General features: G+C 60.2%; 16 protein-coding genes and 1 pseudogene. 7 read left to right on the top strand and 10 right to left on the bottom strand.

From position 1 onward, the window contains the following. Positions 1–115 precede the first annotated feature (115 nt). The 9 genes from JT689_RS01290 to JT689_RS01330 form a co-directional block, all read right to left on the bottom strand. Positions 116–445, bottom strand: a complete 330-nt coding sequence (locus JT689_RS01290) for a hypothetical protein (protein WP_010890450.1) — start codon at positions 443–445, stop codon at positions 116–118. A 31-nt stretch (positions 446–476) separates the two neighbouring features. Beyond that, the gene (locus JT689_RS01295; RefSeq protein ID WP_010890451.1) at positions 477–989 is read right to left on the bottom strand and encodes a hypothetical protein; all 513 of its coding nucleotides are present in this window, start codon (positions 987–989) and stop codon (positions 477–479) included. Beyond that, positions 990–1,292: a hypothetical protein gene (locus tag JT689_RS01300; protein ID WP_010890452.1), complete on the bottom strand. Its 303-nt coding sequence runs from the start codon at positions 1,290–1,292 to the stop codon at positions 990–992. Between the two features lie 71 nt (positions 1,293–1,363). Then, positions 1,364–1,690, bottom strand: coding sequence for a hypothetical protein (locus JT689_RS01305; protein ID WP_049892774.1), 327 nt, complete (start codon positions 1,688–1,690; stop codon positions 1,364–1,366). Continuing rightward, on the bottom strand, positions 1,690–1,980 hold the full coding sequence (locus JT689_RS01310) for a hypothetical protein (RefSeq protein ID WP_012289727.1): 291 nt from the start codon (positions 1,978–1,980) through the stop codon (positions 1,690–1,692). The genes JT689_RS01305 and JT689_RS01310 overlap by 1 nt, the downstream gene beginning before the upstream one ends. Before the next feature lie 73 nt (positions 1,981–2,053). Next, a complete protein-coding gene (locus JT689_RS01315; protein WP_136361217.1) occupies positions 2,054–2,599 on the bottom strand; it encodes a hypothetical protein in 546 nt (181 codons plus the stop codon). Positions 2,600–2,781: 182 nt separating this feature from the next. Further along, positions 2,782–3,222 (bottom strand): hypothetical protein, encoded by a 441-nt coding sequence (locus JT689_RS01320; RefSeq protein ID WP_010890455.1) that lies wholly within the window; start codon positions 3,220–3,222, stop codon positions 2,782–2,784. Between the two features lie 558 nt (positions 3,223–3,780). After that, the gene (locus JT689_RS01325) at positions 3,781–4,209 is read right to left on the bottom strand and encodes a low molecular weight phosphatase family protein (RefSeq protein ID WP_010890456.1); all 429 of its coding nucleotides are present in this window, start codon (positions 4,207–4,209) and stop codon (positions 3,781–3,783) included. A 102-nt stretch (positions 4,210–4,311) separates the two neighbouring features. After that, the gene (locus tag JT689_RS01330; protein ID WP_008444919.1) at positions 4,312–4,701 is read right to left on the bottom strand and encodes a metalloregulator ArsR/SmtB family transcription factor; all 390 of its coding nucleotides are present in this window, start codon (positions 4,699–4,701) and stop codon (positions 4,312–4,314) included. Between the two features lie 340 nt (positions 4,702–5,041). Between JT689_RS01330 and arsD the strand changes: the two genes are divergently transcribed. The 6 genes from arsD (at position 5,042) to JT689_RS01360 (ending at position 9,231) form a co-directional block, all read left to right on the top strand. Then, positions 5,042–5,368 (top strand): arsenite efflux transporter metallochaperone ArsD, encoded by a 327-nt coding sequence (gene arsD, locus JT689_RS01335; protein WP_010890457.1) that lies wholly within the window; start codon positions 5,042–5,044, stop codon positions 5,366–5,368. Continuing rightward, a complete protein-coding gene (gene arsA, locus JT689_RS01340) occupies positions 5,369–7,303 on the top strand; it encodes an arsenical pump-driving ATPase (RefSeq protein WP_010890458.1) in 1,935 nt (644 codons plus the stop codon). It abuts the gene before it with no gap. After that, on the top strand, positions 7,300–7,668 hold the full coding sequence (gene hcsL / locus JT689_RS01345) for a halo-CC-star protein HcsL (protein ID WP_012289729.1): 369 nt from the start codon (positions 7,300–7,302) through the stop codon (positions 7,666–7,668). The genes arsA and hcsL overlap by 4 nt, the downstream gene beginning before the upstream one ends. Next, a complete protein-coding gene (gene hcsS, locus JT689_RS01350) occupies positions 7,659–7,847 on the top strand; it encodes a halo-CC-star protein HcsS (RefSeq protein WP_049892776.1) in 189 nt (62 codons plus the stop codon). The genes hcsL and hcsS overlap by 10 nt, the downstream gene beginning before the upstream one ends. A gap of 186 nt (positions 7,848–8,033) precedes the next feature. Continuing rightward, a complete protein-coding gene (locus JT689_RS01355; RefSeq protein ID WP_010890459.1) occupies positions 8,034–8,393 on the top strand; it encodes a metalloregulator ArsR/SmtB family transcription factor in 360 nt (119 codons plus the stop codon). Next, positions 8,386–9,231, top strand: coding sequence for an arsenite methyltransferase (locus JT689_RS01360; protein ID WP_012289730.1), 846 nt, complete (start codon positions 8,386–8,388; stop codon positions 9,229–9,231). Before JT689_RS01355 ends, JT689_RS01360 begins: the two co-directional genes overlap by 8 nt. 283 nt (positions 9,232–9,514) lie before the next feature. On the opposite strand, the gene JT689_RS01365 is transcribed toward JT689_RS01360, so the two are convergent. After that, positions 9,515–11,038 carry a primase-associated protein gene (locus tag JT689_RS01365; RefSeq protein ID WP_010890461.1) on the bottom strand — a complete coding sequence of 508 codons (1,524 nt, stop codon included), beginning with the start codon at positions 11,036–11,038 and terminating at the stop codon, positions 9,515–9,517. A 144-nt stretch (positions 11,039–11,182) separates the two neighbouring features. On the opposite strand from JT689_RS01365, the pseudogene JT689_RS01370 reads away from it, so the two are divergent. Beyond that, positions 11,183–12,412: pseudogene (locus JT689_RS01370) on the top strand (transposase). Positions 12,413–12,414 lie beyond the last annotated feature (2 nt).

A 12,414-nucleotide genomic window follows, 5' to 3' on the forward strand; every position in this document is an offset into this window, starting at 1 on the left:
GCAGGCACGAGGCGCGCAGCGGCGTCCTCGTGAGCGACGCGAACGAGGGCCAGCGAGACGTAGTCTCGCGCGGTCGCGGGACGTCGAGCGGCGGAGGGCTTTCAGAGATTGTGTTTCAATCGTCATGCTGCGCGTTCAATTCTGTCAGGAACTGGCTGGCTGCTGTCCCGATACGAACACCGTCGACGTTGTGCATCTCGAGGTCGTGCGTGGCAGTCCGAAAGGGGTAGTGGTCGACGAGGACGCGCTGAATAACGGTTCGGACAGGATCGGTCCCGTACCGATCGACGACAGTCGCCATCATCTCGTCGAGATGCGCGTCCCGGTGCTCCGTCCGGGGGTGCTGTGCGCGTTCGAGGACGAGTTCGACCACGTCGTCAACTGATGCGTGCTCGGGATCCCCCGTTTGCTCACGAACGTCGTAGAGAGCGTCGTTATCGGGCATTCCTGTTCACTCCGAAGTATCCTTCTCGGTGTCAGGGCTCCTCGAACAACGATCGGGCCCGTTGCACGTAGCTGTTTGCGTCCCAGCTACGGGCGTCGCTGATTGCATCGAGGAGTACCCGCGCATCAGCAGCAGATAGGTGTTCAGTTCGAACGAGAACCGAGAGCAGCGTCGGTGTCGTGACGAGTCGGGTATCAGCGAGTGAGGCGTGGATCAAGCCAAGTTGATTGAACTCGTCACAGAGGAAGAGCGCAGCCTCGAGATCGTTCGCGAGGGTGACTGCCGCGTTTTCGCCGTCATCGAGCGGAAACTCGGCATCGAGGTCCACCGACTGTGTCGTGAATGCATCCACCCGGTCAAGGACGGCGGACGCCGCGTGTCCATGGACGTCATCGTAGGAGGCGATCTCTCGGAGCTCATCGATGACCGTCGTTGGGACGACGACCTTGTACCGGGAGAGACAGAGTGCGAGTGGATCGGGGTCGTTGTCAGCAACGATGCCGAGACTCACGAGGGCGGAGGCGTCTGCGATACACCGCGACATCTATGCGTCGGCGACCTCGTCGATGAAGTCCTCGTCCAGTTGCTGTTTCAACACGCGGATGTTTGCCGCTTCTTCGGCGCTGACGAGGGCTTTGAGCTGCTCGAAGCTGATCTCGTCGTCATAATAAGCGGCGGCGATCTCCTGGGTGAGTGTGTCGTCATGAGCGGCGTCTTGGAGGTACTCCCGAAGCGCGGTCACGAGGACATCTGTTCGGTCTTCCCCGAGGACTGCGGCCAGTGCGTCGGCCCGATCGATGAGCCGATCGGGGGCCCGAAACTGCACGCGCTTCTTCTCGGTGCTCATAATGTGTACAATGTGAGCCAGCCCACTTAGCCGTTTTCGTGTGTACGATGTGAGCCAAGTTCGAACAAGTATCACTCGGCCACGAGATGCTCCGTGAGGTCACGCGTCCAGTACGTCGCGAGCCCACCAGGGCTACAGCGAGCACACAGTTGCAACGGGCCTTCCAGATGCCCCAGTTCAACGCGGAACCGCGTCAGTGCCGCGAGCGTGTCGACGACCAGCCCACAGCCGTCACAAGCGTAGTCATCGCGCTCGTCGGGATTCGGCTCCGTCTGAATCGCGCAGTCGACGCAGATCGGGTGGGTGACCCGGTCGTCCTGGCCCCACGTATGCGCCTCGCCAGCCTCGGCGCCGGGCGGGGCGTCGCAGAACGCACAGCCAACGAGCGTCTGCTGCATCACTCGTCCCCAGCGTCGGCGTCGCGGCCGGCCGTCCAGCCGCGGTGGAAGACGGCCAGCTGCGTCGATGAGTCGAATGCGGCGCCGCTCGGCTCGTGGGCCAGGACACGGTCTTCGGGAACGGGTGTAACGATGTCCGCGTCGACGAGGTCGCTAACCAGGCGCTGGGCCGTCGCGTCGTCGATGTCCGCCGTGTCGACGCCGGCGGCGTCGCGGTCCTGGGCGAACTGTTCCTTCTCGAACTGTTCGTGGTCGGCACTCGTGTCGTCGTGCGGATCGGGACCAGGCATGGTAAGTCACGCCGCGCACGCTGTCGCGCGCTGCACGCCTCCCGGCGCCGACAAACAGTCAGGAGTGACAGCGTCAGTCCGGTCGCGGGTCGCGATAGCCGATGACGGCGACGTCGTCGATGAACAGGACGCCCTTCATGAAGTCGAGTTTGGTCAGGCTGTGCTGGTAGAGGTTATGCCGGCCAAGGTAGTTCACCGGCACCACCAGACAGCCGAACTCGATTTTCGGCCGACCGTCCTTCTGGGTGCGGTACCCTTTCTGGAACTTGAGGAGGTCGTCGCTGACGTTCTTCCGCTCGCTTTTCTCAACCTCGATGGCGATGCGAGCGTTGGCGTCATAGAGGTCGACGCTGTAGTTAAACCCCTGATGCGACCAGAGCTTGCAGTTTGGGTTGTAGCCGCCGGCGGCGTCCCCTTCGTACTCGTACTGCGAGAGCCCGTCAGCGATTTCGGCATCGAACGCCCCGACCTCCGTGTGCTTCGTCGAGCCGTCGAAGACGCTTGTCGGGACGGCTTCGACGGCCGCCTGAATCGACGCCACCGACTCATCCGGAAACACCTCGGACGAGGTTTGGGTCCGGCGCCCGCTTAGTTTGGGGACCTCCTCGACGACGACCATACTCACTCTCGAGGAGTAGCGGCCGGATAAAACCCGTCGCGACGGCCATTCGAGTCGACCGGCCGCCAGGCTTCACTCACTCGAGTATCAGGGCGGTGGGCGGGGGTGAGGGAGTGTACCCAGCCTCAATGTTAACCAACACGGTGCCGGTTTGGGCCGGGACTATTGGTTAAGACTAGCCGCTATAGAGTTCGGAGCTCTCGAACTGGCTTCACGACGAAGGTGTCTGGCTCGCTGGCTGCTCCCTCACCTGATCGTCCCGCCGTCGTCGAGGGCGACTGTGTGAGTTGGGCGATGAGCTCGTCGCGAACGTTCCGTCGAGGAACGGTGGTCTCGTGCCAGCCCAGCCGGTCGTCGAAGTGCCGTTTCTGGAACTGCTCGCCGACCTCGTCGGCGACGACGTACTGCGTCCGCGTCGACTGCCCGACCTGCCGTGAGACGAAGACGGCGCCGCTCGGCTCGTGTGTGAGCTCGACGAGAGTACACTCCACGAGGGCAACGACCGACGCGTGATCCCGGTCGGTCGAGACCACCACCTCAAGGTCTGCCCACGACACCTGGTCGTCGGGGATAGTTTCTGCGTGATGCGCTGACTGTGTCTCGCTGCGTCGTTCCGAAGCCATCGTCTATCGGGGGGACCTGATGCGCCCCACCACCCCCTCGCGGGGGCAACAGACACCACCGGAACGCACCCGCTCAATCTATGCACTAAATCTGATACTTCCGTAGTTCCGCTAACTCTGTGACGGCCCCTCGGCCTGAGAGAGCCGGCGGCCTTCGTACACTGCATATCGCCTCTTTCTTTGGACGAAATCCGCGATATGCAAGACGTTATGACGGTCTCAAATCTCAGAAGAACCCCGTCGGGCTGATTTGAGGGCGTAGAAAATACCTCGACGAGTTCAGGAATAATCCCGTGATCTCTAAAATTGCTCGACGACAGGGTAACGATGGCAATATCGGGCGTATCTGGATTACTCCGGTTCGATAGGTCACCTGTTCTGAGATCCTCGAGGTCTCCCAGCGAGGCACTTCGAATCGAGAAAAACCCCGATTCCCTCGATACTGGTCGTGTTAGCCGTTAAAATTGCTCGACGAGGATTCTACACAATCTGGTTCTGTTCTACAATCTAATACTAGAAAAACTGAGGTGTGGCTCTTTGAATATTCGTGATTAGCTGTTAGTCGTCGGGATTGAACTCGTCGAACAGGTCTACAACGCGCTGTTCGATATCGTCCCGAATCTCCCGAACCTGTTCCATCTCTTGACCATCGGGATCGTCGAGCGCCCAGTCACGGACATCGACCGTTTCTGCATCGAGTTCGAGCGTCGAGCACCCCATAGTCGCGACGATGTCGCACGATTCCAGTTCATCAGTCGAGACTTCTCGCGGCGTTCGCTCGGAGAGGTCGAATCCTTCCTCACCCATTACTTCGACCACTTCCTCGTGAACGTGGTCGGCTGGATGGGTCCCTCCAGTAAGAATTTCGACGCTATCCTCGAGATCACGTCGTTCTCGCTCTCGTTCCGCAAACGCTGTCGACATCTGGCTGCGCCCAGCGTTCTGTACGCACACGAATCCGAATTTCGTCGTCGAATCAGCAGACATACTTATTCGACTCTTTGTCGCGGTCTTTAGGCCTCGTATGAGTACTATATATACCACCAACTTCCTCAATAGACTTGCCAGGTGTCCTCGTGCGGCGCTGTCTCATCTGCGGGATCCGTTCAGTGCGACAAGGAGCGCGTCGCCCCGCATGGTAGTCTGGTACTTTCGCCATTTCCCGTCTTTCCGGCGAGTCACGAGTCCAGCCTCAGTGAGTTGAGAGAGTGAATGACTAATCGCGCTGTCACTGACATCCAGAAGCGGTGAAAACTCACAGACACAGAGCTCTTCACCGGCTATGTGGAGGATTCGGATAATCTTGTATCGTGTCTCGTTAGCAAGGGCTGATAATACACCTACGTCCGCCTCAAGTGCAGGCCCACCAGCTGCGGCGTCAAGCTCTTCAAGCTCATCCAGCCGTTGTGCCACCTCTTCATCACCACAGCCACCGCGTTCGTCTGTAAGATATCGTTGTAACCGCTCGGTCGATGACATGGCTCTGATTTAAGCATATAATAAAGTAAGTGTTGTGTACGGAGCCACGGGTCTCTAATTGAGATCGCACATTTGGCTGCTTAGTATACGGTCGCCCATCTTAACGAATAGACAATCGTTCGTTCGAAGAAAGCAGAAGCTTAGTACGGTGTTTTGACGCCTTTGGTCTTACCACACTGTCACAGACACCGTTTCTCCTGATCTTCTGTCTTGAAGATACTGACCAAAGCGCTTATACACATATGAACAAACAGTAAAATGAGACAAACCGGTTCAGCTCAGTGCTGGAGATGACTCGGTGTATCGCCTACTCAATCGAACAACTCCCTTCGATCCACGAATGACTCAACTCACCCTGTACGAAGAAGCGATGTGCTGTTCCACCGGCGTCTGTGGACCAGACCCGGACGATGAACTCGTCGAAGTCAGTGCCGCCCTCGACCAACTCGAAAACGAATTTGATGTCGACGTGTCGCGAGCGAATATGCAACACAACATCGAGCAGTTCCTCGAAACCCAGCAAATCGCCGATCTGGTCGAGGAGCACGGCCCGTCAATTCTCCCGATTACCGTCGTCAACGACGAGATCGTCGCCAGAGAAACGTATCTCTCGTACGACGAACTCGCATCGACTTTCGAGGATTCCCCAGACCCACAGGAAGCGTAAATGACTGCTACACAAACGCCAGCGAAAGAAGTTGTTGAACCGAACAGCGAAGATACGGAGTTCGTCTTCTTCAGCGGGAAGGGCGGTGTAGGTAAGAGTACTGTCAGCTGTGCCACGGCAACGTGGCTGGCCGACAACGACTATGACACACTGTTGGTGACGACCGACCCGGCGCCGAACCTCTCCGACATCTTCAACCAGGACATCGGCCACGAGGTCACCGCCATCGACGACGTCCCGAACCTCTCGGCCATCGAGATCGATCCCGACGTCGCCGCCGAAGAGTACCGCCAGGAGACCATCGAGCCGATGCGGGCGCTCCTCGGCGACGAGGAGATCCAGACCGTCGAAGAGCAACTCAACAGTCCGTGCGTCGAGGAGATCGCCGCGTTCGACAACTTCGTCGACTTCATGGACAGCCCCGAGTACGACGTCGTCGTCTTCGACACCGCCCCCACCGGACACACCATCCGCTTGATGGAGCTCCCGTCAGATTGGAACGCCGAACTCGAGAAGGGTGGGTCGACGTGCATCGGGCCCGCGGCGTCAATGGACGACAAGAAGGCGGACTACGAGCGCGCCATCGACACGCTCTCGGACGAGTCCCGGACGTCGTTCGCGTTCGTCGGGAAACCGGAGTCATCGTCGATCGACGAGATCGAACGTAGCGCGAGCGACCTCGCCGAGCTCGGTATCAGCTCGCAGCTCCTCGTCGTCAACGGCTACCTACCGGAGTCGGTCTGCGAAGACCCGTTTTTCGAGGGCAAGCGCGCAGACGAACAGGCGGTCATCGACCGTGTGGAGTCAACCTTCGATCAGCAGGCGCTCGCGACGTACCCGCTTCAGCCCGGTGAGATCGCGGGCCTTGAGCTGCTCTCGGACGTCGGTGGCGTCCTCTACGACGGCGAAGAGGCGACCGTCGACGTGGACGCGGCGACGCGACGGGCGACCAACGAAGACACCGTGGACTTCGACACGTTCACCGATGCCGACGCGGTCGCCGAGGAACTCGTCCCCGTCGAGGAGACGCGGTACCTGTTCTTCACGGGCAAGGGTGGTGTCGGGAAGAGCACGATTGCGTCCACGACGGCGGTCTCGCTCGCGGAGGCCGGCTACGAGACGCTCGTCGTGACGACGGACCCGGCTGCGCACTTGGCGGACATTTTCGAGCAACCTGTCGGTCACGAACCCACGTCGGTCGGACAGGCGAATCTCGACGCGGCCCGCATCGACCAGGAGCGCGCACTCGAAGAGTACCGGACGCAGGTCCTCGATCACGTCCGCGAGATGTACGACGAGAAGGACGACACGCAGATCGACGTGGAGGCGGCGGTCGCGAACGTCGAGGAGGAGTTGGAGTCGCCGTGTGCCGAGGAGATGGCGGCGCTCGAAAAGTTCGTGAGTTACTTCGAGGAGGACGGCTACGACATCGTGGTGTTCGACACCGCACCGACGGGACACACGCTTCGGTTACTGGAACTGCCGTCGGACTGGAAGGGATTCATGGACCTTGGGTCGCTCACGAAGGGAGCTGCCCCGGCCAACGGCGGGAAGTACGACGAGGTCATCGAGACGATGCAGGACCCGAGTCGGAGTTCGTTTGCGTTCGTGATGTACCCCGAGTTCACGCCGATGATGGAGGCCTATCGTGCCGCGATGGACCTCCAGGATCAGGTCGGTATCGAGACGTCGGTCGTGGTCGCGAACTATCTGCTCCCCGAGGATTATGGCGATAACGCGTTCTTCGAGAATCGGCGCGCGCAGCAAGCGGAGTACCTCGAGGAGATCAGTGAGCGCTTCGACGTGCCGATGATGCTCGCACCGCTGCGCCAGGAGGAGCCCGTCGGTCTCGACGACCTCCGCGAGTTCGGCGCGGACGTCACGGGCTTGGATGGCGTGGGCGAGGACGACCGCGAGGAGGTGACGGTGTCGTGAGCGAATCCCCTGTCGAGACGACGGACGTCGAGACCGAGCTCGAAGCGTTCGTCGACGAACTCCTGGCGTGCGAGACGTACCAGGCGTTGGTCGACGCACGCGAGGCACTCGAGGCAGACGCCGAGGCACAGGAGTTGCTGGATGCGTACCGGGAGACCGAGCGCGAACTCCAGGACGGCGAGTTCGACGCGTCGCTCATGAGCGACCTCCGGGACATCCAAGATGACCTCTCGGAAATCGAGTCGGTCACGCGCCATCGCGAGGCCCGGGAGGCGTTCGAGGAGCTACTCGCGGAGACGAACGACGTCGTCAGCGAGCGGATCGGCCAGGAGTTCGCGCAGTCGCTCGGAGGTGGGTGCTGTTGAGCGACGTCGACGGCGTGCTGACCGCGGCCGAATCCCTCGGTGGGGCGCTCGCAGAGGCGAAAACGGAACGCGACCGGGACGACTTCGAAGCCTTGCTCGAGGACTGTACGGAGACGATCACTGAGGTGACCGGCGTCGACTACACCGACGCCAGTGACGCTGGTAGCGACTGCTGCTAGACCAGGCACACGCTGTCCGATCGAGGCCTCTCGACCAGCAAAACAGGTCACGGACTCGGCTTTCTTTGTTTCCTCGCGGTGGTTCGTCAGTGCTTGAGGGTCTTTGAGGAGTGTTTGTGAACACCGGAGGAAGTGTCCTTTTCGAGGGCAACGTATTAGTGCTTGATTGTATAAGCTAGAGCTGATATGGTTCAGGACGCAACCGCTGATGGAGTTATGGACGCATCCGACGCCTGCTGCGCCCCGCCTGGCAACGTCGACTCGGACGCGATGGCGACGGACCTCCAGGTGCTCTCAGCCATGGGCAACGACACCCGGTACGAACTCCTCCGACGCATCGCGAACGCCGACGACGGCGTCTGCGTCTGCGACCTCGAAGCCACAGTCGGCGTCAGCCAGAGCGCGGTCAGTCAGGCGCTCTCCCGACTGTACACCGCGGGCCTGGTCACGCGGCGCAAGGAAGGATCGTGGCGCTACTACGAACCGACCGAGACGACCGAAGTTCTGCTCGAAACGCTCGACGACCTGCGAGGCAACCATGAGTAATGACAACGAGACGATGGTCGCCGATCGCGATCCCGAGGAGACTCGCGAGATGGTGCGGGAACGCTACGCGGGAATCGCGACGAGCGGCCAGGACTGCTGTGGTGACGTCGGTTTGGATGTCTCTGGCGACGGTGGTTGCTGTAGCGACGAAACGGAGGCATCTGGGAGCGAACGCCTCGGGTACGACGCCGACGATGTCGCGTCGGTCGCCGATGGCGCGGACCTCGGTCTCGGCTGCGGGAACCCGAAGGCGTTTGCCGCGATGGCTCCCGGCGAGACCGTTCTCGACCTGGGCTCCGGCGCTGGCTTCGACTGCTTCCTCGCCGCCCAAGAGGTCGGACCGGACGGCCACGTCATCGGTGTCGATATGACGCCCGAGATGATCTCGAAGGCCCGAGAGAACGTCGCGAAGAACGACGCCGAGAACGTCGAGTTCCGACTCGGCGAGATCGGTCACCTCCCTGTCGCCGACGAATCCGTCAACGTCGTCATCTCGAACTGCGTTGTCAACCTCGCCCCCGAGAAACAACGCGTCTTCGACGACACCTATCGCGTGCTGCGACCCGGAGGTCGCGTTGCAATCTCCGACGTTGTCCAGACCGCACCGTTCCCCGATGACGTCCAGATGGACCCGGACTCCCTGACGGGCTGCGTCGCCGGCGCATCCACCGTCGACGATCTCAAAGCTATGCTTGATGAGGCGGGATTCGAGGCGGTCGAGATCGCGCCGAAGGACGAGAGCACCGAGTTCATCAGCGACTGGGACGCCGACCGCGACCTCGGCGAGTACCTTGTTTCCGCTACCATCGAAGCCCGAAAACCAGCCCGCGACGACTGACCGGCCGAATCGGTCGCACGTCGCTGTCCGCCCGCTCCCTCTGTTGTCCACGCTGTCCACGAGTATTAGAACGACGGATCAGTGTCGTTCGAGCCCGACGGAGCCGAATTCGCGTACTGAGATATATATAACTCATAGCGAGGGTTGTCATGGCCGTTATGCATAGACGTAGCATGGAAGAGACTCGGCCATCGCAAGCGGTTGTGTTCGGGGATATCCACGGGAACGCCACCGCACTCGAAGCCGTCTTTCAGGATTTCAAATAGAATCGGATAGCTGTAGTTCAGAATTGCTCAGTGGGACCAGCTGATCCCTCCTCAACCTGCTCGTACATCTCGTCGGGAAACGGGAGACTACCCCAGATCGAGTAGGGACACTGGTCTTGGCCGATGCAGTAGCGTTGCAGATCGTCGTTATCGCAGTTCATCGGCAACGGGGTGTCCCCGTCGATGGTGTTCGAGAACTCGTAGCGGACTTGGTACTCAGTTTCCTGCTCGTCGTACCACGGCCACCGAGAGAAGACGTCCTTGAGATCTGTGACGATCTCGTCGAGGCTGCTGTCCTGATACTGGGGGAGCCACATTACCATCCGCGCGAAGTTGTAGAGATCCTTTCGAACCGGCTTCTTCTCGTGCAGCCGTTTTTCCATATTCGCCATACAGGGGAGTTCGAAGAGGTCCTTGATCTCTCGGACTTCGATCTGTTCGGCGCCGGTCCCGGCTCGCCCGATTCGGTACGTATTGACGCGCCCGTCGCGATCGATCGTAACGGCCGAGTGGGACTCGTGGTCGGCTAGCGTCTTCGCGAGACTGCTCGGACTCGAGATCCAGTCCGTTACAGAGGATTCCCAGTCATCTTCAGCGTCGTACGCCGCAACCGCTCGATAGAGTTCTTTCGCCGTGTGGAACTCACCCTTTTGCGCCACGTCGTCCGGGGCGTCACCTAGCGCCTGCCGGAGGACGCGGATCGTCCGTTCGCCACGGTCCCAGTTCCGCCAGATCCGCTCGTGATGGCCGGTCTCGAGGAAGCGCTCAATCCGCTCTGTAATCGCCGACTCGTTCGTAGTTAGCCACGTCAGCTGATCGTCGGAGAGCCCGTCTTCTTGCACCCGGAGGAGCTTCTTGAACGCCCGCTCAGCGTAGTCCCGATACTTGCTGTCGAAATCACCGACCGGAACGTACAGCTTGTTGTCTTTCACTCGCGTCAGTATCTCCTCGCCATCGTTACTCCCCGCCGACGCCTCGTCCTCCCGAACGAGACATTTCCGTGACGCCGCCGCCATCGGGATTTCGAGAGAGAGACCATCTCCGAGCTCCGGCATCTCTGTGATGCCCGTACAGACCCGACCAGGGTGTGGGCCATCCTCGCCGGGCTCCTTGCTGTACAGCACGTCGGCGATGTCCTGCTGGAGCGAGCCATCACCGTGGGCGCGGATGAGTGAGGCGAGATTGTTGATGTACAGCTCCCGGATGTCGTAGAGGACCTGGATGTTCCGGGGCGACGCGTGCTCGAACTTCGGGTGCTCTTTCACACAGATCGCACTCAGCGTCGCGAGCACGGCGAGCGTGCCCGGTTCGTCGACGAACGGCTCCTCGGCGGCGTCGGCACGAACCTGCTCTTTGAATGCCGCCGTCCCGAACCGCTCGATATCGTTCACGAGGTCCTCAGGCTGGTCTTCACCGTCGACGACGTATCGATTGTAACCACTCGTAAACAGCTGGTTGACGCGAGTCTCACCGTACTCCAGCGGGAGTGCCGCAACTCGATACGCCATGTCCTCGTCGTCGGTGGGGGTACTCGGACTCATAGTTACGATTAGGCGAAAAACCACCTGTTCAAACGTGATCTGGAGTGCATTCGTTTGGCTATACTACTCTCGTTGCCGGTAGCGGACTGGTTCCCCCGCCGGATCATATTAACCAATTTAAGCATGGCTTGTATTGTGAGTCATATGGAGGTCCGTCGGACCGTCCCAGTCAAACTCGACGTGACTGACGAACAGGCGGACCTGCTTCACGAAACGATTGACGAGTTTCTGTGGGCGGCCAACTACGTCGTGGACGCTGCATGGGACGGCGAATGAGCTGAAACCCGTTCGTCCGTCCTGCATGAGATGACCTACGACGAGGTTCGTCAGGAGACGCGACTCCACAGTAACCACGTTCAATCGGCTCGCAACCGTGCTGTTGATGGGCTCAAGAGCATCATCGCAAAGTAGAAGAAGGGCGAGTATGCCTCGCTCCCGACGTTCTCCTCGCCGTTCTGCGATTATAACCAGCGCAACGCCTCGTTCCACGACGACCACGCAGCGTTGTCTACCGTCGATGGACGCGTCACTGTCGAGTACGTCTTGCCCGACGAAACCCGTGACACGCCCCACTCGGAGTATCTGCGGTCTGATGGGTGGGAGACGACAGGCGCGACACTCCACTACCGTCGTGGCGACTTCTACCTCCACGTCCGAATAAAGGCGGATGTGGACGATCCCAAACCGGCCGAGAACGGAACGGTTCTCGGTGTGGACCTCGGGATCAAGAACATCGCCGTCACCTCGACCGGCGCGTTCTGGTCTGCTGGCGAACTCAACCACTGGCGAACGGAGTACGTCGAGCGCCGGACATCGCTTCAAGAGTGTGGGTCGCGGTGGGCCCACGAGAACGTCCAAGTGGTCGGGCGCAAGGAGACGGGACGATTCGAGCAGTATCTTCACCGTATCGCGAACGATCTCGTCGCTGAAGCCACCGAGAGCGGTTGCACGGTTATTGCCTTTGAGGACCTGACGGATATCCGTGATCGGATGCCCGACGCCCGTATGTTCCACCAGTGGGCATTCCGCCGCCTGTACGAATACGTCTCGTACAAGGCCGAGGAATGCGGAATCCGCGTCGAACAAGTGAACCCAAAGAACACGTCGAAGCGGTGCTCGTCGTGTGGTTTCACCCATGCGGAAAACCGCCCGTCCCAGGACACGTTCTGCTGCCAGTCCTGTGGGTACGAGAACCACGCGGACTACAACGCAGCGAAGAATATCGGATACAGACTCCTTCGCAACCAAACCGGGGACGAAGGAGGCGCACCCGTAGGTGTGCGCTTGAACAGCGGGATGCTGAACGCGAACGGTGTAAAACCCGTACCGGATTCGGTTAGAGCGGGAGTCCATGCTGAAAGTTCACAGTCCTAATA

Source organism: Halobacterium sp. GSL-19, from assembly GCF_016917855.1.
In the GTDB taxonomy this organism is placed as follows: domain Archaea; phylum Halobacteriota; class Halobacteria; order Halobacteriales; family Halobacteriaceae; genus Halobacterium; species Halobacterium salinarum.

Coding starts and splice junctions, on each gene's coding strand:
- JT689_RS01355 (WP_010890459.1), top strand. CDS start 8,034: ATGGTTCAGGACGCAACCGCTGATGGAGTTATGGACGCATCCGACGCC.
- arsA (WP_010890458.1), top strand. CDS start 5,369: ATGACTGCTACACAAACGCCAGCGAAAGAAGTTGTTGAACCGAACAGC.
- JT689_RS01300 (WP_010890452.1), bottom strand. CDS start 1,292: ATGAGCACCGAGAAGAAGCGCGTGCAGTTTCGGGCCCCCGATCGGCTC.
- JT689_RS01315 (WP_136361217.1), bottom strand. CDS start 2,599: ATGGTCGTCGTCGAGGAGGTCCCCAAACTAAGCGGGCGCCGGACCCAA.
- arsD (WP_010890457.1), top strand. CDS start 5,042: ATGACTCAACTCACCCTGTACGAAGAAGCGATGTGCTGTTCCACCGGC.
- JT689_RS01305 (WP_049892774.1), bottom strand. CDS start 1,690: ATGCAGCAGACGCTCGTTGGCTGTGCGTTCTGCGACGCCCCGCCCGGC.
- JT689_RS01365 (WP_010890461.1), bottom strand. CDS start 11,038: ATGAGTCCGAGTACCCCCACCGACGACGAGGACATGGCGTATCGAGTT.
- JT689_RS01360 (WP_012289730.1), top strand. CDS start 8,386: ATGAGTAATGACAACGAGACGATGGTCGCCGATCGCGATCCCGAGGAG.
- JT689_RS01310 (WP_012289727.1), bottom strand. CDS start 1,980: ATGCCTGGTCCCGATCCGCACGACGACACGAGTGCCGACCACGAACAG.
- JT689_RS01325 (WP_010890456.1), bottom strand. CDS start 4,209: ATGTCTGCTGATTCGACGACGAAATTCGGATTCGTGTGCGTACAGAAC.
- JT689_RS01290 (WP_010890450.1), bottom strand. CDS start 445: ATGCCCGATAACGACGCTCTCTACGACGTTCGTGAGCAAACGGGGGAT.
- JT689_RS01330 (WP_008444919.1), bottom strand. CDS start 4,701: ATGTCATCGACCGAGCGGTTACAACGATATCTTACAGACGAACGCGGT.
- JT689_RS01320 (WP_010890455.1), bottom strand. CDS start 3,222: ATGGCTTCGGAACGACGCAGCGAGACACAGTCAGCGCATCACGCAGAA.
- JT689_RS01295 (WP_010890451.1), bottom strand. CDS start 989: ATGTCGCGGTGTATCGCAGACGCCTCCGCCCTCGTGAGTCTCGGCATC.